Raw genomic sequence first — 26,330 nt, forward strand, 5'->3', positions numbered from 1 at the left:
TCAGGAGTCCGCGCCGTTCCACGGAAAGTCCCGGAGCGCCTCCAGGTTGCGCACCGCGAGTTCCGCCGGGCCGCTCGGGCCGTCGGCAGGTGCGTCCCCGGCCGACCAGATCTCGAAGGCGACGCGTACGGCGGCACTGGCGACGGCGGCGGTGAAGCGCGTCTCGGGCGAGTCGGCCGGACCCGCGCCCCGGGAGGCCAGCGCCTGGGCCAGCGCGCGTTCCGACATCAGGCACCGCTCCGCCCACACCCGCAGCAGGCCGGGGCTCTCCTCCGCCAGCCGGAACAGGGTGCGGGCCCAGTCCAGAGCGCCCTGCGACACCCCGTCGCCGGGCGTCAGCACATGCCGTGCCCCGTGTTCCAGGGCCTGCGGCACGGACAGTGCGGCCGGGGCCTCGCGTACCGCCTGGGCCCAGCGCTCCGTGCCGGCGCCGAACAGGGGGCCGATGGCCTCTTCCTTGGTGGCGAAGTAGCGGTAGAAGGTGCGCGGTGCGACCCCTGCGGCCTGGGCGATGTCCTCGGCGCGGGTGGCCCGCGGGCCGTGGGTCACGAAGAGCCGCCCCGCTACGAGGGCGATCTCCATCCGGGTCTCGTGCTTTCGCCGTTCGGTGAGGGAAGTGGGATGGGACACGGACGCCACGTTATGCCGCTGTGGCAGAATCTGCCATTCGGCGGGCCACCCCGGGGTTCAGGTACGGGGTGCCCCGCCCTCAGATCAGCTGTGGGGCACCTCAGGCGATCCACCAGGCAAAAGAGAGCCGGGCCCCGGCACCTGGGGGGGGTAGGTGCCGAAGCCCGGCTCGGGGAGAGCCCCGACGCTGGGGGGGGGTTGCGTCGGGACTCGGCTCAGGGGGGCCCGAGGCGTCACCGCCCGGACCCGAAGTCCTGGGCCCTGAGGTCTTGTGCCCCGGACCCGGTGGTTTGAAGCAGCCTTGCACCGCTGTCTTTGCGCGGCCTTCCGCCACCCCGCGCACGCGGCCACCAACAGTCGTACGCCTCCCGGCGCACGAGCCACTCGAATGCGCCCCCTGCGGGGCGCCGGGAACTACGCCACCGCGTCGAACCCGGTGTCCCGTGCCAGCTTCTTCAGTTCCAGCAGCGCGTGCTTCTCTATCTGCCGGATCCGCTCACGGGTCAGCCCGTGCTCCTTGCCGACCTCCGTCAGCGTCCGCTCCCGGCCGTCGACGATGCCGTACCGCATCTTGATGATGGAGGCCGTCCGCTGGTCGAGGCGGCCGATCAGGTCGTCCAGTTCCTCGCTGCGCAGGAGAGTCAGCACGGACTGCTCCGGCGACACCGCCGACGTGTCCTCCAGGAGGTCGCCGAACTGGGTCTCGCCCTCGTCGTCCACCGGCATGTTCAGCGAGACCGGGTCGCGGGCCCAGTCCAGGACGTCGACCACGCGGGCCGCGTTCGTGTCCAGTTCGGCGGCGATCTCCGCGGGCTCCGGGTCCCGGCCGTTCTTACGGTTGAACTCGCGCTGCACTCGACGGATCCGGCCCAGTTCCTCGACCAGGTGGACGGGGAGGCGGATCGTGCGTGACTGGTCGGCTATGGAGCGGGTGATGGCCTGCCGGATCCACCAGGTGGCGTACGTCGAGAACTTGAAGCCCTTGCGGTAGTCGAACTTCTCGACCGCGCGCACCAGACCGGCGTTGCCCTCCTGGATCAGGTCGAGGAGAGGCAGGCCGCTGCGGGGGTAGCGGCGCGCCACGGCGACGACCAGCCGGAGGTTGGAGCGGATGAAGACGTCCTTGGCCCGCTCGCTCTCGGCGACGAGCGCCTCCAGCTCCTGGGTGGTGGCGTCGGCGTCGGCCTCCGCCTCGCCGTCGAGGATCTGGCGTGCGAACACACCGGCTTCGATGGTCTGCGACAGCTCGACCTCCTTCGCGGCGTCGAGGAGAGGGGTGCGGGCTATCTCGTCCAAGTACATGCCGACCAGGTCGCGGTCGGCGATCTCGCCGCCATGGGCGCGAACACTGCGTGCGCCGCCGACGGTCCCGCCGGTGGCGGACGACGTACGACGGGCGACGGCACGGGTTGCCATGCTTGCTCCCTTGCGATGGAGGGCCAGCGGGTGGTCCTGGGTATCTCTGTTGATTACTGAACGCTCAGCACACTCCTCGCGTGCCCAGCTTCTGAAGGAAACAACGACTGGAATCAGGACAGAATTCCCAACCCGTCCCCCTGTTTTTCTGATCTTGCAGTACCCTGTCCCGCCACAGAGGAGGCGCGATGTCGTCGGAACGTACAAAGGTGCTGGTCAGGCCGGGTGTCGAGGATGATCTCGAAGCCCTCACCGATCTCTACAACCACTACGTGCGGGAGACACCAACCACTTTCGACATCAAAACCTTCACACCTCAGGAGCGCCGCCCCTGGCTGCTCTCCTACCCTGAAGACGGCCCGCACCGCCTGATGGTTGCCGCGGACATGGACTCACAGCGGATTCTGGGGTATGCCACATCCGGCCCCTTCCGCGCGAAGCCGGCCTACGGCACCACCGTGGAGGTCACCGTCTATCTCGCCCCGGACGCCGGCGGGCGCGGCATCGGCACGCTGCTCTACGAGGCGCTCTTCGAGGTCCTGGCCGGCGAGGACGTGCATCGGGCCCTGGCGGGGGTCGTGCCACCGAACGAAGCGTCCGTGCGGCTGCACGAACGCTTCGGGTTCCGGTACGTGGGCACGTACCGCGAGGTGGGCCGCAAGTTCGGCCGTTACTGGGATGTGGCCTGGTACGAGAAGGAGCTCTGATGCCTCTTCCCGTGCCCGTTCGGGTGACCCTTCCGGCCACCGGGCACCTGCCCGAAGGGGCCGATCACCGGCCCCCGGAGGTCAGCCGAACTGCACCGACCGCTTGGCCATCCCCATCCAGAAGCCGTCGATGACCGACTTCTGGGAGTCCAGCTCACCGGCCAGGTCGGCGGCGCCCATCGTCACGAAGAGCGGGGCGAAGTGCTCGGTGCGCGGGTGGGCGTAACGGCCCGCGGGAGCCTTGTTCAGGAAGTCCAGCAGGCCGTCCACGTCCCGCCTCTCCAGCGCCCTGCGGCCCCAGTCGTCGAACTCGCTCGACCAGGTCGGCACGCCGGAGCCCGTGTGCCGCAGCGCGGCCAGGTTGTGGGTGAAGAAGCCGGAGCCGACGATCAGCACGCCCTCGTCGCGCAGTGGGGCGAGCCTGCGCCCGATGTCCATCAGTTTCACCGGGTCGAGGGTCGGCATGGAGATCTGGAGGACAGGGATGTCCGCCTCGGGGAACATCTCCACCAACGGGACGTACGCGCCGTGGTCGAGACCACGGTCCGGGATGTCCTGGACGGGCATGCCGGGGGCCCGCAGCAGCTTGCGTACGGACTCGGCGAGTTCGGGGGCGCCCGGGGCGGCGTACTCGACCTGGTAGTAGTGCTCGGGGAAGCCCCAGAAGTCGTAGACGAGGGGGATCGTTTCGATGGCGCCGAGGGCGAGCGGGGCCTCTTCCCAGTGGGCGGAGACCATGAGGATCGCCTTGGGGCGGGGCAGGTCGGCCGACCAGGCGGCGAGCTGGCCGGGCCAGACCGGGTCGTCCGCCAGTGGAGGCGCGCCGTGACTGATGTAGAGCGCGGGCATGCGCTCCTGGATGTCGGCGGACATGACGACTGCTTCCTTCCGTGGACCTTTACCTCTTCTGCTTCAAGTCTGCATCTTGAAGTCTCAAGCTTCTCGCATACTGAACATACATCGTTTTGGTTTAAAATTCAAGGACGGGGAACGTAGAGTGGAGTACATGAACACGGCATCTACATCTGACGAGGAGCCCCGCTGGCTCACCGACGAGGAGCAGCGCACCTGGCGCGCCTACATGCACGCCGTCACCCTTCTGGAGGACCATCTCGACCGTCAGCTCCAGCGTGACGCCGGCATGCCGCACGTCTACTACGGCCTGCTGGTCGGTCTCGGCGAGCAGGCGGACGGACGTCTGCGCATGACCGAGCTGGCGATGAAGGCCAAGATCACCCGCTCCCGTCTCTCGCACGCCATCGCCCGGCTGGAGAAGAACGGCTGGGTACGCCGCGAGGACTGCCCCTCGGACAAGCGCGGCCAGTTCGCCGTCCTGACCGAGCAGGGCCAGGAGGTGCTCCGGCGCACCGCGCCCGGTCATGTGACCGCCGTACGGCAGGCGTTGTTCGACCGGATCAGCGACGAGCAGCGCAAGACGCTCCACGACGTCATGGAGATCGTCGCCCAGGGCCTTCAGCCGAAGGACGCGGGCGCGGATCTGCCCTGGCTCCGCTGAGCGGAACCAGGGCAGATCCTGGAGTCGTACGTCACGAGGCGTCCCCACCCCGCGTGACGTACGGAGTGGCCCGAAGGGGTAAGAGGGGTCCCGGGTGAGCGGAGGCCGGGGTCAGTGGGCGACCACCGGAACCTTCAGCTCCTCCTCGGCACCCTCACCGCTGACCGAACTCATGTCCGGGGCACCGGCGTTGATGAAGGTGAAGGCGATGGTCGCCGCGACGACCAGGATGCCGACGGCGAACCAGATGGCGCTGGTGTAACCCTCGACCATGCCCTCCAGCTGGACCAGCTGCTGCTGGGAACGGGAGGCGGCGCCGCCGATGTGGTCGGCGATGTACGACGTGGTCGCGGAGGCGGCGATGGTGTTCAGCAGGGCCGTACCGATCGCGCCGCCCACCTGCTGCGAGGTGTTGACCATCGCGGAGGCGACACCGGAGTCACGCGGCTCGACGCCCAGCGTGGCCAGGGACATGGCCGGCATGAAGGCCGTACCCATGCCGAGGCCGAGCAGGAGCATGGCCGGCAGGAGCAGGGCCGCGTACGAGGAGCCGATCTCCATCTGGGTCAGCAGCAGCATGCCGACGGCGGCGAGCAGGAAGCCCGGGCCCATCAGGAGCCGCGCCGGGACGCGGGTCATCAGCCGGGCACCGATCTGCGTGGAGCCCGTGATCATGCCCGCGATCATCGGCAGGAAGGCGAAGCCGGTCTTGACCGGGGAGTAGCCCTTCACGATCTGCAGGTAGTAGGTGAGGAAGAGGAACAGGCCGAACATCGCGATGATCGCGAGGCCGAGCGAGAGGTAGACACCGCCGCGGTTGCGCTCGGTGATGACGCGCAGGGGCAGCAGCGGGGCCTTGACCCTGGACTCGACGAACACGAAGGTCGCGAGGAGGACCGCCGAGGCGACGAACAGGCCGATCGTCAGGGAGTCGCTCCAGCCCTCGGACTCGGCGCGTGTGAAGCCGTAGACGAGGGAGACCAGACCGAGGGTGGACAGGACGACGCCCGGGATGTCGAGCGGCGAGCGGTTGCGGCTGCCGGACGGCTCACGGATGACGAAGTACGCGCCGAGGGCGGCGACGGCGGCGAACGGGATGTTCACGAAGAACGTCCAGCGCCAGTTCAGGTACTCGGTGAGGAAGCCGCCGAGGATGAGGCCCACGGCGCCGCCGCCACCGGCGATCGCCCCGTAGATGCCGAACGCCTTGGCGCGCTCCTTGGCGTCGGTGAACATCACCGCGAGCAGGGAGAGCGCGGCGGGCGCGAGCAGTGCGCCGAAGGCACCCTGCAGGGCGCGGGAGCCGAGGAGCATCGCCTCGTTCGTCGCGGCACCGCCGAGGGCGGAGGCGGCGGCGAAGCCGATCAGACCGGTGACGAAGGTGTTCTTGCGGCCCCAGATGTCGGCGATCCGGCCGCCGAAGAGCAGCAGTCCGCCGAAGGCCAGGGCGTAGGCCGTGATGACCCACTGCCGGTTGCCGTCCGATATCCCCAGGTCCTGCTGGGCGGAGGGCAGTGCGATGTTCACGATGGTCGCGTCGAGCACGACCATCAGCTGGGCGAGCGCGATGAAGGTGAGCGCCTTCCAGCGGTTGGAGTCGGGAGTCGGCGCCTTGGCGGCGACAGCCTGGGCTGTTTCGGACATGGAGATACCCACTTCGGGACTTCGGAAGAGAAAAAGGACGTGAAAGGGATCAGTTCGTCGGCGCTGACGACTGGAAGCTGGGGGTGTCGCGAGTTGTTGCGAGTGGTGACTCGGTGGTGACTCGGGTGGTGCTCCGGACTGATCGGTCAGGACTGGCGCAGATCCTCCATCGTCGCGGCCTTGCCGGGCAGTTCGGAGCGGGCCGGGGCCCGCAGCCCGTCCAGGAACAGCTGCAGGTGACGGTGGACGAAGCGGTCGATGCTCATGCACGCCGAACCCGCCGGAGGACGGCTGAGCTGGGACACGACGACCATCACATCACCCACGCCCACGTCGGTGCGGAGCTGTCCGGCCGCCTTGGCACGGTCCATGATCTCCTCGGTGAGCTGTTCGACCCGCTCCCGCGCTGCCTCCAGGTCCGGGTGGTGCTGGTCGAAGGTGCTGGACATCATCGGGCAGAGAGCGCTGATCCGTTCGTCGGCGGCGACGTGCACGAAGCGCGACAGCGCCTCGAAGGCGTCGCCGGTCTCGGCGAGCGCGAACTCCGCCGCCTCGGACGTACGGTCCATGACCGAGCAGACGACCTCCCGGACGAGAGCCTCCCGGTCCGGGAAGTTGCGGTACACCGTGGCATTGCCGACGCCGGCCCGGCGGGCGATCTCGTCGAGCGGCACCTCGGGGCCGAACTCGACGAACATCTCGCGGGCGGCGGTGACGATCCGCTCCCGGTTGCGCAGGGCATCGGCACGGGGCCGGGTCACCTTCTGCACGGGGATCGCGGTCTGCACGGCGTACTCCTTCATGAACGTGATGTTGCGATCCGGGGAGGCAGTCCCCGTTTCGCTCGGACACATGGCTAAACGGGGAATCGATCCCCGGTTATTTCCCGGATCCGAAGAGATTCGATGTGACCTGGGTCACATGCCCTTCGGCGGGAAACCCACGATCGGTCTCCTCCAGCGCGCGCCCGCGCCGACCTCGACACAGGGTGATCGAAAGGGTGCAGTCCGAGACCGGCGGCTGCCGTGGCGCGAGGGGTCCGTGCATGCAGCAGCCGTCCAGCCGTCGTCGGATACGCCCGCCGGGCCCCCTGCGCCCCCGCCGGGCGGCGGCCCTCGTGTCCGTGGCCGCGCTGACCCTCGCGGTCAGCACCTCCGCCGGCACCGGGCACCTCACCAGGGGTTCCACGACGGCGGCGGGCTCCGTCCCGCTGGCCCGCACCTCCCCGCTCGGCCCCTGCGCCATCCGGGGCGGCCTCGGCGTCCAGATGTCCGAGGGGCTGCCCACCCCGGCCGGCTACTCCCGTTCCACGGGTACCGTCCGCGCCCTGAACCTGATGGTCGACTTCTCCGACGCCCCCGGCCAGGGCAGCGCCCTCGACCGGCTCGCGGAGTTCTTCCCGCAGACCCGCGACTGGTTCACCACCAGTTCGTACGGCCGCCTCGACTACCGCCCCGAGGCTCCCGTCGCCGACTGGCTGCGGATGCCCCGGACGTTCCGCTCGTACGGCATAGAACGCGGCGCCCCCTTCGACCCCGGCTACCGCAGGCTCGTCCACGACATCGTGGCCGCCGCCGACCCGGTGGTCGACTTCCGCTCGTACGACCTGCTGAACGTGCTGGTCACCCCGAACGCGGGCCCCTCCGCCCTGGACACCGTCCTGTCCGTCACCTTCGCCGGGAACCGGGATGCGCCGGTCGCGGACGGGGTGCCCGTCGCCAACGCGTCCTTCGTCTACTCCCGGCAGGACGACGGCTCCGGTTCGTACGACACCACGGGCTACCGCGTCCTCCCGCACGAGAACGGCCATGTGTTCGGGCTGCCCGACCTCTACACGCAGCACGGCGGGGGCGCGGTCGGCCACTGGGACATCATGAGCGAGGACTGGGGGGCCAACAACGACCTCCTCGGCTGGCACAAGTGGAAGCTCGGCTGGCTGGACCCCTCGCAGGTGGGCTGCGCGGTGACGGCCGGGACGACGGAGTACACGCTCACCCCGCTGGCCCGTCCCGGCGGCGCGAAACTCGTGTTCGTGCCCATCAACTCCCGTACGGGGTACGCCCTTGAGCTGCGCACGCGCGAGGGCAACGACGAGACGGTGTGCCGGCCGGGCGTGCTGGTCTACCGGGTCGACGCGAACGTCGACACCGGCCGCGGCCCGGTCACGGTGTACGACTCCCGGCGGAACAGCGGCGGCTGCACGCGCAGCCCGAACGTCCACGCCGAGCTCTCCGACGCGCCCTTCGCACCCGGCGAGACCTTCAAGGACCCGAGGCGGGGCATCCAGATCACCGTGACGAGCGCGGACCTCGACGGGAACTACCGGGTGACGATCACCCGGCGGTGACCCGGCCGGGGGGGGGTGCGCGGGGAGCCCGCCCGCGCCGGCGGGCGTACGGCCGGCTGTTCCGTGCGGGCATTACGGTGTGCCCATGGTTGCCCCCGCCACGAATGTCCCGCCGGTCCTGGACGGTCCCGTACCCGCCGAGGCCGTCGCCCCGCTGATGCGCGGGATCGCCGTGCTGCGGCAGCTGACCGAGGCGGGCGGGACGCTGAGCCTGAGCGGTCTTGAGCGCGCGACCGGGCTGGCCCGTTCCACGGTGGACCGGATCACGGCGACGCTCGCCCGGATGGGGTACGTCCGTCTCGACGGCCGGGACGCGGTTCTCACCCCTCGGCTGATGGAGCTCGGCAACGCCTATCTGGCCGCCCTCCGGCTGCCCGCCCTGCTCGACGCGCACGCGGACGCCCTCGCCGACGAGCTGGACGAGTCGGTGTCGCTGGCGGTCGGCGACCGGGACGGCATCCGGTTCATCCACCAGGCCACCCGGCGCCGCGCGATGTCCCTCAGCTTCCGCATCGGCGACCTGCTCCCCGCCGAACGCACCGCCCCCGGCCCGCTGTTCGCCACCGAGTGGACGCCCGCCGACTGGCACCGCTGGCACGAACGCCGGACGGCGGACCCGGCCGACCTCGGCTTCCCCGCGATACCGCCGCGGACCGACGACTCGGGCGCCGACTTCGAGGCCTACGCCGAGCGGGCCCGCGTCGACGGCTGGGCGCTGGACGACCAGCTGATCGAACCGGGGCTGGTCGCCGTCTCCGTACCCGTACGGGACCCCCGCACGGGCCGGGTGGCCTGTGTGGCGAGCGTCGTCAGCCACACGAGCCGCCGTACGGCGACCGGCCTGCGCGACGACCTGCTGCCGCGGCTGCGGGCGACGGTGGTCGCGATGGAGGCCGAGCTGCGGGCCGAACTGCGGGTGCGCCCGGCCGCCGGGACGCCGGCGCCCCCCTCCGGCCTGGCGGCCTGGACCGGGGCCTCGAAGCAGGAACTGGGCCGGGAGTTCGTCGAGTCCCTGGCCAGGGGCCTCACCGTCCTGACGGCCTTCGGCGAGTCCCGCGCCGAGCTGACCCTGACGGAGGTCGCGCGGGCCACGGGCCTGGCACGGGCGACCGCCCGCCGGGCCCTGATCACCTACGAGCACCTGGGGTACGTCGAGGCCCACGGCCGCACCTTCACCCTCACCCCCCGGGTGCTGTCCCTGGGCTTCCCGCCCCTCTCCCACACCTCCCTGCCCGAGATCGCCTCCCCCCACCTGGCCGAACTCGCGGGACGCGTCGAGGAGTCGGCGTCACTGGCGGTCCTGGCCGGGAACGCGGGTGCGGGTTCGGGGGCGGAGATCCAGTACACGGCGCGGGTGGCGACGCGGCGCATCGTGAGCGCCAACATCACCGTCGGCACGCGGCTTCCGGCGTACCCGACCTCGGTGGGCCGGGTGCTGCTTGCCGGACTGCCGGAGCCGGAGCGGCGGGTGCCGGACCTGGCTCCGCTGACCCCGCACACCGTGACGGACCCGGCGGCCTTCGCACAGGTGCTGGCGGAGGTACGGCGGCAGGGTTACGCCCTGGTCAGCGAGGAGCTGGAGGAAGGGCTGCGGTCGATCGCCGTGCCGGTGCGGGACCGTACGGGACGGGTCGTCGCGGCGGTGAACGTCGCGATGCACACGACCCGGCGTACGGCGGAGCAGTGCGTGGCGGAGGTGCTGCCGGAGCTGTACGGGACGGCGTCCCGGATCGAGGGGGAACTGCGCACGGCGGGCAGGTTCACCCGGGTGCCGCTGACGTAGCCGCCGCTCCCATTGCCCCCGCGCGGTCACTCACCTAGTCTCCATCTACATACATGGACAACATCCACATACGCAGTCCGCGCACAAGGATTCCGGTGACCATGAGCACGCACACGAACACGAGTACGGGTACCGGCACGGGTCGGCCGACCGTCACCTCCTTCTCCGTCTACCCGGTCGCCGGCCGGGACAGCATGGAGCTGAACCTCTCCGGCGCCCACGGCCCCTGGTTCACGCGCAACATCGTGATCCTCACCGACTCCGAGGGCCGTACGGGACTCGGCGAGGTCCCCGGCGGCGAGAAGATCACACGGACACTGCGCGACGCCGAGTCCCTGGTCGTCGGGGCGAAGGTGGGCGACTACAAGCGCGTCCTGGCGGAGATCGGGGCCCGGTTCGCCGACCGCGACCAGGGCGGACGCGGCGCCCAGACCTTCGACCTGCGCACCACCGTGCACGCGGTGACGGCCGTCGAGTCGGCCCTCCTCGACCTCCTCGGCCAGCACCTGGACGTACCGGTCGCCGCCCTGCTCGGCGACGGCCAACAGCGGGACTCCGTACGGGTATTGGGCTACCTCTTCTACGTCGGCGACCCGGACCGGACCGACCTGGACTACGTCCGCGAGCCGGACTCGGACGTCGACTGGTACCGCGTCCGGCACGAGGAGGCCCTGACCCCGGAGGCGATCGTCCGCCAGGCCGAGGCCACCCACGCCCTGTACGGCTTCCGCGACTTCAAGCTCAAGGGCGGGGTCCTGGAGGGCACGGACGAGGTCAAGGCCGTACGGGCGCTGAAGGACCGCTTCCCGGAGGCACGGATCACCCTCGACCCGAACGGCGCGTGGTCGCTGCGCGAGGCGATCGAGCTGTGCACACCCCTGAACGGCACGCTGGCCTACGCCGAGGATCCCTGCGGCGCGGAGGACGGCTACTCGGGGCGCGAGATCCTCGCCGAGTTCCGCCGGGCGACCGGCCTGCCCACGGCGACCAACATGATCGCCACGGACTGGCGGCAGCTGACCCACGCCCTGGCCCTCCAGTCGGTCTCCATCCCGCTGGCCGACCCGCACTTCTGGACCATGCAGGGCTCGGTACGCGTCGCCCAGCTGTGCAACGCGATGGGCCTGACCTGGGGCTGCCACTCCAACAACCACTTCGACATCTCCCTGGCCATGGTCACCCACTGCGGCGCGGCGGCCCCGGGCGAGTACAACGCCCTCGACACCCACTGGATCTGGCAGGAGGGCCTGGAACGCCTCACGGTCGATCCGCCACACATCGTCGGAGGCGAGATCGCGGTGCCGGACGCCCCGGGGCTGGGGGTCAGGGTGGACATGGAGCGGGTGCTCGCGGCACATGAGCTGTACCGGGAGAAGGCGCTGGGGGCGCGGGACGACGCGATCGGGATGCGGTACCTGGTGCCGGGGTGGGAGTTCGACGGGAAGCGGCCCTGCCTGGTGCGGTAGGGGCGGGCCGGAGCAGGCCGCGGCCCTGCCGGCGGAATCCTGCGACAATCCGCCTCCGCGCAACTACACTCGGTGGCCACCGGATCGGCCTGTGCCGCGAAAGGTTGAGCACGTGACGGAGTTATGGTCGGGCGCCCACGGTTCGGTGGGACGCGTGGTCACCTGGCCCGCACCCGACGCCTACGTTCTGGTCGACGGTCTCCTGCTGCGTGCCCTGCCGGCCGGCGTGCACGCGACACCCGGCCTGCGGGTGCGGCTGGAATTCGACACCGGACAAGAGCGCCTCGTCATGACGGAGTCCGGGCCGGACGACGGCCCGCCGGGCGCCGGGAATCCGGACACCGCATGAGCACGAGCATGGGCTACGACATCCAGTTCGCGTCCGGGCTCGACGAGCGGCAGCCGGTCGTCATCCTCCTCGACGCCTCGGGCTCCATGGCCCGCCCCGCGTCCAGCCCACGCATCGACGAGGTCAACTCGGCGCTCACCACCCTGTTCGAGAGCGTCCGGTCCCAGGCCCGGCTGCGGGCGCGGGTGGAGATCTGTCTGATCACCTTCGGTTCGCAGGTCCGGGTGTACGACGCGGAGGCCTCCGCCCTCGTCAGCGCCGAACAGGCCGATCCCGACCGGGTGTTCGTACCGGTGGACCGGTTGTCGCCGCCCCCGCTCACCGCGGCGGGCTACACCTGCCTCGCGCCCGCGCTGGACATCGCTCTGCGGATCGTCGTGGAACGCCGCCGGGCGCTGGAGGCCCACCGGCTGTCCGTGCTCCGGCCGCTGATCTGGCTGGTGACCGACGGCGCGCCGAGCGACGAACGGGGCCGCCCGCTGGACGCGGCCGAACTGGCCCCGCTGGCCGACCGGTTGCGCACGGCGGAGGCGGCCCCGCCCCCCGACGGATGCGTCTTCCTCACGATCGGCGTCCAGGGCGCCGACCGCCGGCTCCTCGAAGTGCTGGCGCCGGACGCCACGTTCATGCTGGAAGGCCTCGACTTCACCGAGATCCTGCGGTTCCTGCTGCGCAGCTCCGACCGGGTCAGCTCGATCGGCACGGCCGGAGAGGTGCACCGCGAGGTCGCCCGGCAGGCAGCGCTGCAGAAGGCCATGAGCGACCTGGAGGAGAAGCACCTCTAGTGGACGACCACCGTGGGCTGTTCGTGTCAGGGGCCGTGGTGCAGGGCACCGACCATCTCGCCGCGGGAACCGGCTGCCAGGACGCGCTGAAGTCCGCCCGCTGCGAGGGCGGCGACGGCGTCGTACTGGCCGTCGCCGACGGAGCCGGCAGCCGCGACCGCAGCGCCCTGGGAGCCCATCTGGCCGTCGACATCGCGTGCCGGGTGCTCGCCCGGGACCTGCCGGGCGGCGACCTGGGCGGCTCCGCGTGGACCGAGTGGATCAGCGGCCGGGCGAAGGAGGTCGTGGACACCTGGCTGCGGGCGACCCGTGCCCTGCCCCCGGCGGCGGAGTACGGCGAGGAGCCCGTCGGCGCCGGCGTCCCGCTCGACGGCGGTGCCGGCTACCCAGGCCCAGGACCAGGACCAGGACCAGGACCCGGTGCCGGTGCCGGCCCCGGTGAGTTCGCCGCGACCCTGGCGGCGGCGGTCGTGAAACCGCCCTGGGCCGCGTTCCTGTGCGTCGGCGACTGCTTCGGCACCGTCCTGACCCTGGACGGCGACAGCATGCGCGAGCGCTGCCATCTGGTGCTTCCGCCACCCGACGCACGGCAGCCTCCCCTCTTCCTCTCCTCCCCCGGGGCCCGAATGCGCGTGCGATCCTTCGCCCTGTGGGATCCGGACCTCAGTGGTGTCGTGCTGGCCACCGACGGCTGCGTACCGCTGACGCTGGACCACCCGGACGTGCACGGACTGCCGCCCGCGGCCGGGCCGTTGCCCTCCAGCCGGTTCTTCGTCGGACTGGCGGCGGCCCTGCGGGACAACGGCGGTGACGCGGAACCACTGCGCGCCCTGCTGTGCAGCCCCGAAGCCGGACGCAGCGGTGACGATCTGACGCTGCTGTGCGCGCTCACCGCGCGCGGTGAGCGCCGCGCGCGGACCGGGAGGGGGTGACCACGATGATTCGCACCAGATCCGCCTCGGGGCGCGAATGGCTGCTCGGCGATGTCGTGGGAAGCGGCTCGGAAGGCGTGGTGTACACCGTCGACGGCCAGCCGGGACTGGTGGCGAAACTCGTGCCCCTGCCTGCCGAGGCCGACAACTACCGGCTGCGCGTGGAGAGCCTCGTCCGGCAGGGGCGGGAGCCGCGGACCGTGCGGCTGCTGAGCGGAACGCCGAGCCGGCTCGCCTGGCCGCTGGAGACCCTCGGCACGTCCGGAGGCGTCACCGGGTATCTGATGCGGGACATGCGCCGGGCGTTCCTGCCCTTCGAGCACGTCCTGCTGCCGACCGCACGCCGGGAGTCCCTGCCGTCGGCGACCTGGGCCACAGCCCTGCGCACGGCCGCCTCGCTGGCGGAACTCGTCGCCGACCTGCACGCCGAGGGCTATGTGATCGGCGATCTCAAACCGGACAACCTCTGGAGCGACGCCGAGGGCCGGACCGGGCTCGCGGACATCGACTCCCTCCAGTTCACCGACGGACGGCGGACCTTCCCCTGCCGTATGCGCTCGCCCGGCTACACCGCCCCCGAGGGCATCGACTCCGACGCTCTGCCGGACCGCGCCTCGGACTGCTTCGTCCTCGCCGTCCTCGTCCACCAGTTGCTGATGGGCGGGCTGCACCCCTTCCACGGCCGCCCGGCCGACGGCAGCCCGTACTTCTCGCTCGACGACAACGTGCGCAACGGCCGGTGCCGGATCACCGACCGGGGCTCGGTGGTCCTGCCGAGGGCCGCGCCGCCCGTGGACCTGCTGCCACGAGGGCTCACCGCGCTCTTCGTCCAGGTCTTCGGCCGCTCCGGGCGCGGTGACCCGGCCACCCGGCCGGACGCCGCCGCCTGGGCACGAGGGCTGCGCGCGGAGTCGCGACCCGGTCGGCTGACCGCCTGCGACCGCGACGATTCGCACGTGCACACAGTGGAGCGGCCCTGGTGCCCCTGGTGCGACCAGCAGGAGCGCGGCGGGACCACCTGGGCAGCGACCGACACCCGGCCCGGAAACAGCGAGGTGCGCCGACCATGACCGATGCCACCCCCGATCCCGCCCCGGCGGCCCGGCACCCGCAGGCGACACACGACGACGAGCACGAGGGAGACGCACGCGGCCCGGCCCCGGCGGCCCGCCGGGGCGAACTGACGGTCAACCGCGTCCTCGACCGCTGCACCACGCTGGGGCCGAACGTGCGGGCGGTGATCTGGGTGCAGGGCTGCCCCCTGCGCTGCCGGGGCTGTGTCGCGCCGGAGACGCTCCCGTTCGCGGGCGGCGAGGTCCGTACCGTCGCGGAGCTGGCCGACTGGCTGACGGGCCTGACCGACGTGGAGGGCGTCACCCTCTCCGGCGGCGAGCCCTTCAGCCAGGCCCAGCCGCTCGCGGACCTGCTGGACGCGGTTCGCGAACGGCGGCCCGGGTTCTCGGCGATGGCGTACTCGGGCTTCCGGCACGAGGCACTGCGGCGCGGTACGCCGGGCCAGCGCGCCCTGCTGGACCGGCTCGACCTCCTCGTCGACGGCCCCTATGTGGCCGCCCGGCACGGGGATCTCCTTTGGCGAGGTTCATCCAATCAGCGTGTTGTCGTACTCACGGAGCGCTACCATCATGTGACGTCGCTCATAGACACGGGGGCGGGCATCGAGGTGTCCGTGGGCGACGACGGCCGGTTCTCGTGGGCCGGGGTTCCTGCCGTTCCCGGCTTTCGCACCTTGCTGGAGGAGCAACTGGCCGCAGCGGGATACGTGGTGGACGCCCGGGAGACGGCAGCCGCCACTCACACGCGGGCGGAAATCCGGGGGACGGATGAGCGGATCACCGAAGTACAGCACCGTGACGATCAGTGCGGCCCGACAACAGGAGGAAGCCCGGCACCGGGCCCGGCAGGCGGCTGAGCGACGGCGCCGCGAAGCGGAACGGGCGGCTGAGCGACGGCGCCGCGACGCGGTACGGGCGGAGGCCCGCAGACGCCGGACGGCCGAGCTGGCCGAGACCCGCAGGGCCCAGGACGAGCAGCGGCTCGTCGGCGTACGGACGGAACACGCGCGGGCGGCCGGGCAAAGGCTGACGGAGCTCGACGAAATGGTGAGAACCCTCGCGGCGAGCGGCGCGCCGGGTGACGCCGTGGACCGGATCGCCGCGGAGACGGCGCAGTTGCGCGAACGGCTGCGGCACGGCGCGGGCGACACCGTGGACGAGGAGATCGAGCGGCTGCGCGGCCGTGCGGTGCGCCTGCGGTCCTCGGCGCGGCCGGGGCCGACGGCCGGCAGCGGCCGGGACACCCCCCGGCAGGCGCTGGAGGCGCTCGGGCTCCGGCTGGCGGACCTGGGCCCGCAGGCGCTCGCGGACGATCCCGAGGGGCATCACGGTTGCCGCGGCCTCATCGGTGAACTGCGCACGGCGCTCGAAGCGGGGCACACGGCCAGGTTCGAGGCCCTGCTGGGCACCGTCGAGCACCGGCTCGCCCAGCACGCAGCCGCCGTCGGGGAGGCGGCGGAGGCCCGCAGGAGGGAAGCGGCCGAGGAAGCGGAGCGGGAGACCGAGCGGGAGGCGCTGCGTGCGGAGGCGTCCCGGCTCGCCGCCGAGGAGGAACGGCTCCGCCGTGAGTCACTGGAGGAGGCCGCGGACCGGCTCGACACCATCGACGCCGCCGTGCGCGACGCGATCCGGGACGCGGTCGACTTCGCCGAAACCGCCCTCGCGGACGAGTTGCGATCCGCGCTGGCCGAGGTGACCGACGCCCTGGGCACCGGGCGGGCGACCGCGGCGCTCACCGCGGTCGCCGGACTGGAGCAGCTGCTTCCGCGCGCCGAGGCCGCGCTGGACGAACTCCTGCTGGCGTACGAACGGCGCACGCACCTCGCCCGGGCGCTGCAGCACGCCATGTCCGAAGCGGGATTCGCCTTCACCGGCGGCGACGACCAGGACCGGGGCCTGCTGCTGCGCTTCGAACGGTCCAACGGCGCCCTGTACTCCGCCACCGTCGCCAGCGCGGCCGACGGGGCTCCCGTACTGGCGTACCACGTCGACGGCGAGGCCGACGTGTCCGCCGAGCCGGCCGGTGCCGAGACCGTCTGCGACAGCACGGAGGACCTGCTGGAGCAGGTGCACGAGACCATGGCCGACGACGGCTTCGTACCGGGTGAACTCCGGTGGGAGGGCAAGCCGCCTGGCGACCGCGGGCGCGTCTTCCGGGCCGCCCGCAGGGAGCGTCGGCAGTGAAGGGCGCCGTCGGCGGGGAGGACGGCACCACCTCCGGCGGACCCGCCCCGGCCCACGCGCTGATGCCGTTGTGGGCCGTGTCGCTCGGCTGGGAGATGGAACGCGGACGCCAGGTCGTGGTCAGCGGCCAGATCCGCGACCGATGGTGGTTCGACGGCACGCCCGTTCCGTTCCGTGAACTCTTCGTCAATGTGCTGATGGGGCGTGGCGCGGAGGTGGTGGGCTGGTGGGACCCGGTGGACGGGCTCACCTTCCCGGTGCCCGGTCACCAGGAGCGGTTCGACGCGCTGGTCGCCGGCCTGCCCGCCCCCGGCGGGACGCCGCCACCGGCCGCGCCCGACCCCGCCGTGGGCGCTACGGGGACGCCGGAACCCCCCGGTGGCTCCTCGGCGTACGCCGGAGTGGACCGGCCGGGCCCGGCGGCGGACACCGAGGACGACGGTTCGTCCCCGGGCGGCACCCGCCGGTCCACCGCCCGCCGGTCCGCGGCGGCCGGGCTGTTGCGGCCTCGCGGTCCGCGTCGGCTGGTCTCGCTGGAGGACGCGACCGCCCAGGTGCGCCGTCTGGCCGCCCACTCGGGGGCCGCCACCGCCTTCGTCTTCGAGGACGTCGACCACGCGCTGCCCGTGGCCGATCCGGCATCGGCCCAGGGATACCTGCGGCTGCGCGCCGCCATGGCGGACGCCGTGGTGCCCGACTCGGCTGCCCCCGGGCGCCGGGCCAGGAACGCGGTGCTGGTCGCGGTGGGCGACCTGTCCCGGCTGCCCGGCTGGTTCTGGCAGGAGGACCCGAGGGTGGCCAGTCTCCGGATCGGCCCTCCGGACCAGGCGGAACGCAGGCTGTGGCTGTCGCTGCTGCGGACGGACTTCCGTGGGCACGAGTCCGCCACCCGGCACGACATCGAGGCGCTCGTCGGAGCGACGGACGGCATGGCGGGCTGGGAACTGGCCGCGCTGGCGAGGACCTCGCAGCTGCGCCGCGTGGAGATCCACCGACCGGACCGGCTGATGCAGGCACACCGGCTCAACGTCAGCGTCGATCCGTGGTCCCAGCTCGACGGCACGGTGATGGCGCAGGCCGCGGACACCCTCAGGTCGTCGGTGATCGGGCAGCACGTGGCGGTCGACGCGGTGGCGGCGGCGCTCCAGGCAGCCTTCGTCGGGCTGGACTTCGGGGAGTCGGGGGCGGCCAGGCCCCGCGGGTCGTTCTTCTTCGTCGGCCCGACGGGAGTGGGCAAGACGGAGCTGGCGAAGGCCGTGGCGAAGCTGATCTTCGGTGATCCGACCGCCTACGCCCGCTTCGACATGAGCGAGTACCAGCAGGAGCACGCCGCCGAGCGGCTGGCCGGAGCGCCGCCGGGATTCGTGGGATACGACCAGGGCGGCGAGCTGACCAGACGGGTCCAGGAACGGCCCTTCAGCGTGCTGCTGTTCGACGAGATCGAGAAGGCGCACCCGGCGGTGCTCGACAAGTTCCTTCAGATCCTGGAGGACGGGCGGCTGACCGACGGACGGGGGCAGACCGCCTACTTCTCGCAGTCGCTGATCATCTTCACCTCCAACACCGGCACGGACGGCATGTCCGGACTGCTCGCGGCGGAGAACGGTGAGCTGCCCTACAGCAGGCTGCGGCAGCACTTCTTCGAGGCGGTGGAGGAGAAGTTCCGCGCCATCGGCCGTCCGGAGATCTTCGGGCGGCTGAAACCGGGTGTCGTGGTGTTCGACATGCTCCGGGCGCATCACGTCGTCGGTATCGCCGACCGGCTGCTCGACCAGCTCGCGGCGTCCGCGCAGGAACGCAACCAGATCGAGGTGGTCTTCGACCGGCCCGGCGTCCATGCGTGGATCAAGCGGCGGATGGCCGTCCCCGAACAACGGGCGTACGGGGGCCGCCAGATCCGCAACGAGCTCGAACTGCTGCGGTCGGCGATCGTCACCCACCTGCTGTCCCAGTCGCCGCCGCCCGGCTCCCGGATCGGGGTCGGCATCGAGATCGGCATCGACGGAGCGGGAGAGGTGCGGGTGTCGGCGGCGGGTGACGGTGTCCCGGGCTCCGCCGGGGTCCTGGGCGGCGGCGCCGCGCCCCTCGTCGGACGAGTGCTGCCGCCGGCCGCCGACGGCACCCCGGAAAGGACACACTGACCGTGTACGGCATCGATCTGGGTGCCAGCCGGGCGCGGATCGCCTGGCTGGACGCGCGGAGGCAACCGGTCACCACGGACGAGGCGGTCCCCGCGCTGGCCGCGGCCGGGCAGGGGACGGCGGGCGCCGAGGACGACGAGCTGTTCTCGGTACGGTCGCGGCTGTTCGCCGCCGAATCGGGGACGAACCCGGCTGTCCCGGCGTCCGCCGTGTTCCGTGCCTCCCCCGCCGCGCTGGTCGGCGGAGTGCTCACCGAGCTGCTCCGCCGGGCCGAGGAGGCGGGGGCGCCGGAAGAACGCCAGGCCGTGCTGTCCATACCGCCCGGGGTGTCCGACGCGCAGGAGATGGCGTTGCGCCGCGCCGCCGAGGCCGTCGGTCTGCGGGTTCCCAAGGTCGTTCCCGACCCGGTGGCCGCCGCGCTGCACCACGGCGCGCTGCGCGACGGCGCGGACAGCACCGTCGTGGTCTGGGACCAGGGCCGTACGGGTCTGCGGCTGACCGTGCTCGCCGTCAGCGACCGGCGCGTCCAGCTGGTGGAGACCGCCGAGCACCCGCTGGGCGGTCTGGCCCGGGACGAGGCCGTCGCCCGGGAACTGCTGCGCCAACTGCCGTACGACCGGGTGAGCCCACCCCTGCTGAGGGCCGCCGAAGGGCTCCGGCTGCGTCTCGCGCGGGCCGAGGAGGCGACGGACACGGTCCTGCTGGAGGGGACCGGCCACACCGTCACGTTCGACCGGGAGCGCCTCGACGCCGTGCTGGCCCCGGAACGGGCGCGTTCCCGCGACGCCCTGGCCCAGATCCTGGAGGCGGCACGGCAGCGCACGGGCCAGTGGCCGTCGGGTCTGCTGCTGGCCGGCGGTGTGTCCGCGACGCCGGGTACGGCCGAGTGGTTCACGGACGGCCTCGACCTCCCCGTGCGGTCGGCCACGCCCGAGCTGGCGGTGGTCCGCGGCCTCGCCCTGATCCAGGACTTCGGGCTGCTGCGGATCGAGTCCGGGCCGTACACCCGGCCCGCGTCGCACGCTGCCGCGCCCGCGGGAGCGTGGGCCGGTGACGGCCGTGCGGCGGATCCGGAACCTCCGCTCCTGGACCCCGAACCCGCCGGGGCCGACGATCCGGAACCCCGGAGCACACCCGCGCCTCCCTCCGCGGGCCGGTTCGACGGCGCGACCGCCACAGGTCCGGGCGGCTCCGGGGCGGGCGGCTCCGGGGCGGGCTTACGGCCTGCGAGCCGCACCGCCGACGGCGCTCCCCCGCCGTACGCCGCCGGGCCGGCGGACGTGCCGCCCCGGGGCCCGGAATCCGGCGGGCCGGAGGACCGGACCGCTCCCGCCGGGGCGAACCCTCCGCCGGAGCCGGACAGGGCGTACGTGCCGCCCCCTCGTGAGGCCGAACGCCCTCCCGCCGCCCCGGAGAAGCGCCGCGCCACGCCCCCGGGCGGTGACCTCGTGGGTGTGCCGGTGACGGACCTTCAGGCGGTCCGGCGCGACGACCACCTGCTCCTGCTGTGGGAGTGGCCGCCCGGCAGCCTCATGGCACAGGTGCGCTGGCGGCTGGAGGATCCCGGCCCGTCCGACGGCCGCCTCAGGGAGGGCGACGTCCGCTGCTCCCGGCGGGTCTACGAGCACGACGGCGGCCTCGACCTGGTGGTGGGCCGTGGCGGGGTGACCCTCACGGTGGAGGCCATGGTCCCGGGCGGAGAGGCCGGCTGGGAGCCCCCGTCCTCCCTGGAGGTGGCCTCCGGGCTCCCGGTGGTCCGCTACGAGCCCGCGCTCCGGCGGCGGCTGCGCGGCAGGGTCGCCACCGTGTCGTTCACGAGCGAGACCAACTGCCGGCTGCCGGCCCTCCACGTGGTGCTGGGCCGTGGCAGGTACCGGCCCGCGCATCCGGCCGACGGCACCGTGGTCCACGAGATACCGCCCCAGCAGATCGAGGCGCACAGCCCCCTCGTCGTCGAGTTCCCGTTTCCCTGCGCCCGGACGGACCGCGGCGACGCGTGGCTGGTCTGTTTCCCGGCGGAACCGGCCGGCGGGGACATCGAGCTGCGCCCCGCGGCCCTGCACCGACTGAAGGTGACGTGAATGGCAAGGAACTTCGCCTGTCCCTACTGCTACGAGACCTTCACCGCCCGGGAGATCCAGTTCCGCTGCAACACCCGGCTGAGCCGCAGCGGCCGGCGTTGCAGGGCGGAGCGCGACCAGGTGCGTGTCGACCGGCTGGGCGACCGCGGGGAGGTCGGTCCCGTGTTCACCGCCGACGGCCGCAAACCGGTCACCGACTGCCCGCAGTGCGGCGGGGAGACGACGTACCGCGTCTGCCCGGTGTGCCACAGCCTCCTCCCGGTGCAGTTCGGCATGGTGGACAACCGCCTCATAGCGATGGTCGGCGCCCGCAACTCCGGCAAGACCGTCCTCATGACGGTGCTGCTCCACGAGCTGATGAACCGTGTGGGCGAGAACTTCCGGGTCTCGCTGATGGGTTCGGACGAGTCGACGATGACCCGCTTCGGCAGCGACTACCAGGACAAGCTCTACAAGCACCGGCAGATGCTCCTCGGCACGCAGTCGGCCGCGAGCCAGGACAACCGGGTCGACCCGCTGGTGTTCCGGTTCGGACGGATCCAGGACGGGCTGCTCGGCGCCCGCTCCCAGCCCACCGTGCTGTCCTTCTTCGACACCGCGGGCGAGGACTTCAACTCGCGCGAGAGCGTCGAACTGAACACCCGTTACCTCTCCAACGCGGACGGGATCATCATCGTCCTCGACCCGTTGCAGATGCGGGGCGCGCAGGAGCTGGCGCTGGACGGGACCGTGCTGCCGCCCGCCGAGAGCAACACCCCCCAGCACGTGCTGAGCCGGATCACGAGCATGCTGCTGGCCCGGTCCTCGGGCCGCCGCGCCGTCAAGGTCAGGACGCCGGTCGCCGTGGTGTTCTCCAAGATGGACGCCTTCTGGCACCAGTTGCCGGCCGGGAGCCCGCTGCGGGTCCATCCGCCGCAGCACGGCCGGTTCGACGTCGCGGACAGTCTCAGCGCGCACGAGGAGGTCCGCGACCTGCTCAAGCAGTGGGACGGCGTGTCCCTGGACCAGACGCTGGAGAGCAACTACGCGCGCTACCGCTACTTCGGTGTCTCCGCGCTCGGCCGCACCCCCACACCGGACCAGCAGGTCGCTCCGACCGGCATCCAGCCGTACCGGGTCACCGACCCGCTGCTGTGGTTGCTCAGCGAGTTCGGCTCGGTGCCGAAACAGGGCAGGGGGTGAGATGGGCTTCCAGCAGATGTACTACACCTCGTGCGAGCGGGGCCTGACCGGATACGCGGGCTACCAGTTCAACGCGGTGAGCGAGGGCGTGTCCACGGAGACCCTTCGCGAGGTGGAGGCACTGGTCGCCTACGAGCCGCCGCCTTCCCTCGTCTACTCGGACGCGCCCGCCGACCTGGAGCGCTGCCCGGTGAACCTGTGCTTCGTGCCGGGCGGCCCGGGAGAGATGTCCGTGGCGGCGTGCGTCCAGTACGTCGGCCGGGACCCGTCCCAGCGTTTCGGCAACTACTTCGCCCACGCCGTGGGCCGTACCGACTTCACCGGCGCGAGCGGTGTGTCCCTCCCCATCGAGCTGTGGCGCTCTCCCGAGTGGACGAAGGGCCCGGTGACGGACACCCGGCTGCCCGAACTGACCGGGCCGCCCCGCCCCGGGCCGCTGTCACCGGCGGGGGTGGACCGCTTCCTGCGCGGACATCCGTACGGTGACCGGCTGCCGCAGCTGGTGTCGGCGGTACTCGCGGCAATCGCCGAGGACCGGACCGTCCTGGTGATCGACGCGTCGTCCGAGACGGTCGCCCACTGGTTCGCGGCCGTCTGCTATCTGCTGCCCCCGCCCGTCGCCCGGCGCCTGTCCTTCGCCACGTACCTGAGCCGTCCGGAGCGCAGCAGGCTGCGGCTGGTCGGCACGGTGCCGGAGATCCACGTCGGCCTCGGCCCCGACACCCAGGACGCGTTCCACGTCTTCGACCTCGCCTCCGGCCGACTGCCCGAACTGCCCGAACATCCGCTCGCCGGGCTGCTCGGCCGGGTCGGTGTCCTGACGGCCCAGACCTTCTGGTCGTGGACGGACGAGTACGTCAGCGGACTGGAACTCACCGCGGAGGACTGGTATCCGCCGGCGGTGGCGGCGACGGCGTCCGGCGGGACCGCGCTCGACGACGAGGAGGTGGCCGCGCTCGTCGGCTGGCTCGACGGCGCCGATCACCTGCCGGCGAACGTGCTGGCCGCCGTCGCCCGGGACCTCTACCGGTCGCGGCAGCTGTCCGCGGACCAGCTGACCGTGCTGAGCCGGATCGCCCGGAGCGCGGACGACAGGGACCTCGTCGAGCGGATCCAGGGCGAGCTGCTGGAGACCGGGATGCGGGCGTACATGGCGGACGGTCCCACGGCCGTCGAACCGGTGCCGATCCGGGACCCGGTGCTCAGCAGGCAGGCCACCGCCCGTTTCGGGGAGCTGCTCCGGGACTGCGACGACCGGCAGGGCGTACGGCTGCTGCTGTGGGCGTCCGCGGCCCGGCTGGAACCGGACCACGACACCCTCGTGCGCAGGAGCACCGAGATCGCCCAGATGCTCCTGAGCCGGACCGTGACCTCGCACGTCGACGAACGCTTCCGGTCGCGGCTGACCCGGGTGGCCACGAACTGGCCCGAGTTCCGGGAGGGCATGGTGCTCGCCCTGAGCGGACAACTGGCCGAACAGCCGCACCAGTTCCCCGAACTGATGCGGGGACTGCCCAGTGAGCTGCTGAAGGAGAAGGATCTGGAACACCATCCGGCGCTGCGCGAGCACTTCCTCATCGCGCGCGCCGAGCGTGATCCGGAACGCACCGCCAACAGTCTGGCGCGCGTGCTGCTCCTGCGTGAACCCTGCGTGCTGGACGGGACGTTGCTGAGGATGCTGTGGCCGTCGGGGCGCTGGACGCACGAGGAGGCGGTCGAGGTCGTTCCGTTGCTGCCGTCGTCCGTGCGGGTCGACGCCAGCGCGGCGACGTGGCTGGAGGCGGTGGTCGCGCGGGACATCCACACCAGCGACGAACTGGTGCTCTGCCTGGAGCTGTGCGACCTGCTGACGTCGCCCAGGCGCATCGCGTGGTTGCCACGGGGTACGCGCGAGTGCGCCCAGAACGCCCTACGGATCGCGGAGTCGCTGTCACGCCCCAGTGCGGCCGGGCTGCTGAACGTGGCGGAGACACAGTGGCCGCCGCGCTGGCAGCCGGTGGCCGCCCTGCGCCGCCAGCGGCTCCCCCGGGCGCTCCTGGAGTGCCCGGGAACGCCGCACGAACTCTCGCGTGTCCTCCTCGCGATGGGCGACCGGACCTCGCTCCGCTATCTGGAACTGGTGTGCCTCGCGGCGGCGACGCCGACCCCCCAGTCGCTGCGGAACATCCTGACGGCGGTAGCGGCCCAGCGGTCCATGACCACCTCCCAGCGGGAGCTTCTGGACCGGGCGCTGGAGACCGTCGAAAAGAAGTGGCCTCCCGACGATCTGGACCTCCTCACCGCCGAGGCACGGCCGCTCAGCGTGGACCTCGCCGAACGCATGGCCCGGCGGTCGGAGGAGAAGCGCTCCGGCTGGTTCAAGCGGCGGCGCACGAGCAGGCGGGCGCCGCGGACCGGCGCGGCGGAGACCGGGAACGGCCAGGACCCGCCGTCCGGCGCCGGGGGGTGACGGGGTGACCGAGTTCATCGTGTACGTGCTGATGGGTGCCCTGTACATCTGCGCGCTCATCGTCTTCCTGGCTGTGGCCCCGACCATCGCGGTCCTGCGTGCCCTCGGGCTGACGGGCCAACTGCTGTGGCTCCACGGCCAGGTCCTGGTGGGGGTGACGCACCGGCGTACGCCCGAGTACCAGCACCCGAGCCTGCCGCCCTACCGGCCGCAGAACGAGCCGGAACCCGCCTACCGTCAGTACTTCCACGGCCCGGCCACCCGTGATCTGCGCACCGCGTGCCTGCTGACCGCGGGCCGCTTCCGCCGTACCGTGGCGGACTCCTTCAGCTCGACGACCGTCGGGTACTTCGGGCAGCCCCGGTCCAGTCGGCTGGCCAGTGTGCCCGTAGGTCTCACCCTGTACACGGGCCTCGCCCTGGGCGCCGTACTGGCCGCGGTCCTTCTCGCTCTCCTGTGTCTCCTGCACGTCGTCCTGGTGTACGTCGCGCAGGGCGTGGTCCGGATCACGGCGGGCACGCTCCGCGCGGTGGACCGTGCGGTGCTGCGGGCCAAGAACCTGCACCACGGCATGGTCTGCCCGCAGTGCTACGAGCTGGTGGAGTACCCGGTGTACGAATGCCCGGGCGACGGATGCCGGCGCCGGCACCAGGACATCCGCCCCGGCCGCTACGGCGTTCTGAAGCGGCGCTGTGCCTGCGGCCACAAGCTGCCGACGCTGATCCTCACCGGGAGCCACCGTCTCCAGGGGATCTGCCCGTACTGCGCGAGCGCCATGAGCGACAGCACCGGTCTCGTCCCGGAGACGGTGCTGCCGATGGTGGGCGGAACCGCAGCGGGCAAGACACAGCTGATGGCCGCGATCCTGATGACGCTGTTCGACGCGGCGGGCCGGGGCGGTCCACCGGCCGGGTTCGCCGACCGGGACACCGCGGCCAGGTACGAAGTACTGCGGGAGATCCTGCGCATCAGGGGTAACCCGCTCGGCACCCCGCGGGCCCTGCCGGCCGCGCACTCGCTGCTGCTCGGCAAGGGGCGGTCCCGCAGGCTGGTGCACATCTTCGACACCGCCGGGGAGCGCTTCGTCAACCTGGAGGACACCGACGCCCTGCGGTACGCGCGGACCGCGCGCACCTTCGTCTTCGTGCTGGACCCGCTGTCGGTGGCCGCGTTCTGGCAGGGGCTGTCCCCCGAGCAGCAGGCGGGTGTGGACCGCACCCTCGCCTCACCCGTCGATCCGGAGCACATCTTCAACCAGAGCACGCAGACGATGAAGCGCATGAACGGCGACCTCGCGCAGTCCCGGCTCGCGGTGGCCGTCAGCAAGTACGACGTGCTGTCCCGGCAGCGGCTGCTGGGCGAGCACCGGCCCGACGACAGCGGGTCGACCCGGGCCTGGCTCGTCGGCGAGCTGGGCCTGGGCAACCTGGCGCGCGCCATGGAGAACGAGTTCCGCGAGGTGCGCTTCTTCTTCACCGCGGCGGTCATCGGCGGGGAGGAGCAGGTGGACGACAGCATCGTCCCGCTGGTCGACTGGTGTCTCGGGTCGGGCCGTTACGACCCCTCCGCGTCCGCCGGCCGGGCATCCGGACGCTGAGGCGTCCGTACGGGGCGCCCGACCGGCTCTGTCCCGCCGCCCGGTGAC

At 72.1% G+C, this 26,330-nt stretch carries 21 protein-coding genes; 16 read left to right on the plus strand and 5 right to left on the minus strand.

What is annotated here, in order from left to right:
* Complete coding sequence (locus OG595_RS17040) at positions 1 to 582, minus strand: TetR/AcrR family transcriptional regulator (RefSeq protein WP_329282958.1); 582 nt, start codon at positions 580 to 582, stop codon at positions 1 to 3.
* A 462-nt stretch (positions 583 to 1,044) separates the two neighbouring features.
* Entirely contained in the window at positions 1,045 to 2,046 is a 1,002-nt protein-coding gene (locus OG595_RS17045; RefSeq protein ID WP_329272987.1) for a sigma-70 family RNA polymerase sigma factor, read from the minus strand.
* Between the two features lie 188 nt (positions 2,047 to 2,234).
* Between OG595_RS17045 and OG595_RS17050 the strand changes: the two genes are divergently transcribed.
* Positions 2,235 to 2,753, plus strand: coding sequence for a GNAT family N-acetyltransferase (locus OG595_RS17050; protein ID WP_329272989.1), 519 nt, complete (start codon positions 2,235 to 2,237; stop codon positions 2,751 to 2,753).
* A gap of 81 nt (positions 2,754 to 2,834) precedes the next feature.
* On the opposite strand, the gene OG595_RS17055 is transcribed toward OG595_RS17050, so the two are convergent.
* Positions 2,835 to 3,626, minus strand: a complete 792-nt coding sequence (locus OG595_RS17055) for a dioxygenase family protein (protein WP_329272992.1) — start codon at positions 3,624 to 3,626, stop codon at positions 2,835 to 2,837.
* Between the two features lie 133 nt (positions 3,627 to 3,759).
* Between OG595_RS17055 and OG595_RS17060 the strand changes: the two genes are divergently transcribed.
* The gene (locus OG595_RS17060) at positions 3,760 to 4,269 is read left to right on the plus strand and encodes a MarR family winged helix-turn-helix transcriptional regulator (RefSeq protein WP_329272994.1); all 510 of its coding nucleotides are present in this window, start codon (positions 3,760 to 3,762) and stop codon (positions 4,267 to 4,269) included.
* Positions 4,270 to 4,380: 111 nt separating this feature from the next.
* On the opposite strand, the gene OG595_RS17065 is transcribed toward OG595_RS17060, so the two are convergent.
* Positions 4,381 to 5,913 carry an MFS transporter gene (locus tag OG595_RS17065; protein ID WP_329272995.1) on the minus strand — a complete coding sequence of 511 codons (1,533 nt, stop codon included), beginning with the start codon at positions 5,911 to 5,913 and terminating at the stop codon, positions 4,381 to 4,383.
* 146 nt (positions 5,914 to 6,059) lie between these two features.
* Positions 6,060 to 6,701, minus strand: coding sequence for a TetR/AcrR family transcriptional regulator (locus OG595_RS17070; RefSeq protein ID WP_329282961.1), 642 nt, complete (start codon positions 6,699 to 6,701; stop codon positions 6,060 to 6,062).
* Between the two features lie 257 nt (positions 6,702 to 6,958).
* On the opposite strand from OG595_RS17070, the gene OG595_RS17075 reads away from it, so the two are divergent.
* From OG595_RS17075 to OG595_RS17140, 14 genes are all read left to right on the plus strand, one after another.
* Entirely contained in the window at positions 6,959 to 8,260 is a 1,302-nt protein-coding gene (locus tag OG595_RS17075; protein ID WP_329272997.1) for a M6 family metalloprotease domain-containing protein, read from the plus strand.
* An 85-nt stretch (positions 8,261 to 8,345) separates the two neighbouring features.
* Positions 8,346 to 10,043 carry an IclR family transcriptional regulator domain-containing protein gene (locus OG595_RS17080; RefSeq protein WP_329273000.1) on the plus strand — a complete coding sequence of 566 codons (1,698 nt, stop codon included), beginning with the start codon at positions 8,346 to 8,348 and terminating at the stop codon, positions 10,041 to 10,043.
* A gap of 101 nt (positions 10,044 to 10,144) precedes the next feature.
* Entirely contained in the window at positions 10,145 to 11,509 is a 1,365-nt protein-coding gene (locus OG595_RS17085) for an enolase C-terminal domain-like protein (RefSeq protein WP_329273004.1), read from the plus strand.
* A gap of 112 nt (positions 11,510 to 11,621) precedes the next feature.
* Positions 11,622 to 11,858 (plus strand): hypothetical protein, encoded by a 237-nt coding sequence (locus OG595_RS17090; protein ID WP_329273006.1) that lies wholly within the window; start codon positions 11,622 to 11,624, stop codon positions 11,856 to 11,858.
* Positions 11,855 to 12,643: a vWA domain-containing protein gene (locus OG595_RS17095; protein WP_329273007.1), complete on the plus strand. Its 789-nt coding sequence runs from the start codon at positions 11,855 to 11,857 to the stop codon at positions 12,641 to 12,643. Before OG595_RS17090 ends, OG595_RS17095 begins: the two co-directional genes overlap by 4 nt.
* Positions 12,643 to 13,575, plus strand: coding sequence for a protein phosphatase 2C domain-containing protein (locus OG595_RS17100; protein ID WP_329273008.1), 933 nt, complete (start codon positions 12,643 to 12,645; stop codon positions 13,573 to 13,575). The genes OG595_RS17095 and OG595_RS17100 overlap by 1 nt, the downstream gene beginning before the upstream one ends.
* Before the next feature lie 5 nt (positions 13,576 to 13,580).
* Positions 13,581 to 14,645: a protein kinase domain-containing protein gene (locus tag OG595_RS17105; protein WP_329273009.1), complete on the plus strand. Its 1,065-nt coding sequence runs from the start codon at positions 13,581 to 13,583 to the stop codon at positions 14,643 to 14,645.
* Positions 14,642 to 15,505, plus strand: a complete 864-nt coding sequence (locus OG595_RS17110; RefSeq protein WP_329273010.1) for a 4Fe-4S single cluster domain-containing protein — start codon at positions 14,642 to 14,644, stop codon at positions 15,503 to 15,505. The genes OG595_RS17105 and OG595_RS17110 overlap by 4 nt, the downstream gene beginning before the upstream one ends.
* Positions 15,417 to 16,832, plus strand: a complete 1,416-nt coding sequence (locus tag OG595_RS17115; RefSeq protein ID WP_329273011.1) for a hypothetical protein — start codon at positions 15,417 to 15,419, stop codon at positions 16,830 to 16,832. The genes OG595_RS17110 and OG595_RS17115 overlap by 89 nt, the downstream gene beginning before the upstream one ends.
* Positions 16,829 to 18,973, plus strand: a complete 2,145-nt coding sequence (locus OG595_RS17120) for an AAA family ATPase (RefSeq protein WP_329273012.1) — start codon at positions 16,829 to 16,831, stop codon at positions 18,971 to 18,973. The genes OG595_RS17115 and OG595_RS17120 overlap by 4 nt, the downstream gene beginning before the upstream one ends.
* Before the next feature lie 2 nt (positions 18,974 to 18,975).
* Positions 18,976 to 21,054 carry an Hsp70 family protein gene (locus OG595_RS17125; RefSeq protein ID WP_329273013.1) on the plus strand — a complete coding sequence of 693 codons (2,079 nt, stop codon included), beginning with the start codon at positions 18,976 to 18,978 and terminating at the stop codon, positions 21,052 to 21,054.
* On the plus strand, positions 21,055 to 22,236 hold the full coding sequence (locus OG595_RS17130; RefSeq protein ID WP_329273014.1) for a TRAFAC clade GTPase domain-containing protein: 1,182 nt from the start codon (positions 21,055 to 21,057) through the stop codon (positions 22,234 to 22,236). It begins immediately after the preceding gene.
* Between the two features lies 1 nt (position 22,237).
* On the plus strand, positions 22,238 to 24,685 hold the full coding sequence (locus tag OG595_RS17135) for a GTPase-associated protein 1-related protein (RefSeq protein ID WP_329273015.1): 2,448 nt from the start codon (positions 22,238 to 22,240) through the stop codon (positions 24,683 to 24,685).
* A gap of 4 nt (positions 24,686 to 24,689) precedes the next feature.
* A complete protein-coding gene (locus OG595_RS17140; protein ID WP_329273017.1) occupies positions 24,690 to 26,282 on the plus strand; it encodes a TRAFAC clade GTPase domain-containing protein in 1,593 nt (530 codons plus the stop codon).
* The last annotated feature ends 48 nt before the right edge of the window (positions 26,283 to 26,330 follow it).

The organism is Streptomyces sp. NBC_01451 (genome assembly GCF_036227485.1).
Taxonomy (GTDB): domain Bacteria; phylum Actinomycetota; class Actinomycetes; order Streptomycetales; family Streptomycetaceae; genus Streptomyces.

What these genes read in the sequence shown, in the direction of transcription:
- OG595_RS17075 (WP_329272997.1), top strand. Translation starts at nt 6,959, where the DNA reads ATGCAGCAGCCGTCCAGCCGTCGTCGGATACGCCCGCCGGGCCCCCTG.
- OG595_RS17080 (WP_329273000.1), top strand. Translation starts at nt 8,346, where the DNA reads ATGGTTGCCCCCGCCACGAATGTCCCGCCGGTCCTGGACGGTCCCGTA.
- OG595_RS17040 (WP_329282958.1), bottom strand. Translation starts at nt 582, where the DNA reads ATGGAGATCGCCCTCGTAGCGGGGCGGCTCTTCGTGACCCACGGCCCG.
- OG595_RS17130 (WP_329273014.1), top strand. Translation starts at nt 21,055, where the DNA reads ATGGCAAGGAACTTCGCCTGTCCCTACTGCTACGAGACCTTCACCGCC.
- OG595_RS17110 (WP_329273010.1), top strand. Translation starts at nt 14,642, where the DNA reads ATGACCGATGCCACCCCCGATCCCGCCCCGGCGGCCCGGCACCCGCAG.
- OG595_RS17055 (WP_329272992.1), bottom strand. Translation starts at nt 3,626, where the DNA reads ATGTCCGCCGACATCCAGGAGCGCATGCCCGCGCTCTACATCAGTCAC.
- OG595_RS17105 (WP_329273009.1), top strand. Translation starts at nt 13,581, where the DNA reads ATGATTCGCACCAGATCCGCCTCGGGGCGCGAATGGCTGCTCGGCGAT.
- OG595_RS17065 (WP_329272995.1), bottom strand. Translation starts at nt 5,913, where the DNA reads ATGTCCGAAACAGCCCAGGCTGTCGCCGCCAAGGCGCCGACTCCCGAC.
- OG595_RS17050 (WP_329272989.1), top strand. Translation starts at nt 2,235, where the DNA reads ATGTCGTCGGAACGTACAAAGGTGCTGGTCAGGCCGGGTGTCGAGGAT.
- OG595_RS17115 (WP_329273011.1), top strand. Translation starts at nt 15,417, where the DNA reads ATGAGCGGATCACCGAAGTACAGCACCGTGACGATCAGTGCGGCCCGA.
- OG595_RS17135 (WP_329273015.1), top strand. Translation starts at nt 22,238, where the DNA reads ATGGGCTTCCAGCAGATGTACTACACCTCGTGCGAGCGGGGCCTGACC.
- OG595_RS17095 (WP_329273007.1), top strand. Translation starts at nt 11,855, where the DNA reads ATGAGCACGAGCATGGGCTACGACATCCAGTTCGCGTCCGGGCTCGAC.
- OG595_RS17045 (WP_329272987.1), bottom strand. Translation starts at nt 2,046, where the DNA reads ATGGCAACCCGTGCCGTCGCCCGTCGTACGTCGTCCGCCACCGGCGGG.
- OG595_RS17060 (WP_329272994.1), top strand. Translation starts at nt 3,760, where the DNA reads ATGAACACGGCATCTACATCTGACGAGGAGCCCCGCTGGCTCACCGAC.
- OG595_RS17085 (WP_329273004.1), top strand. Translation starts at nt 10,145, where the DNA reads ATGAGCACGCACACGAACACGAGTACGGGTACCGGCACGGGTCGGCCG.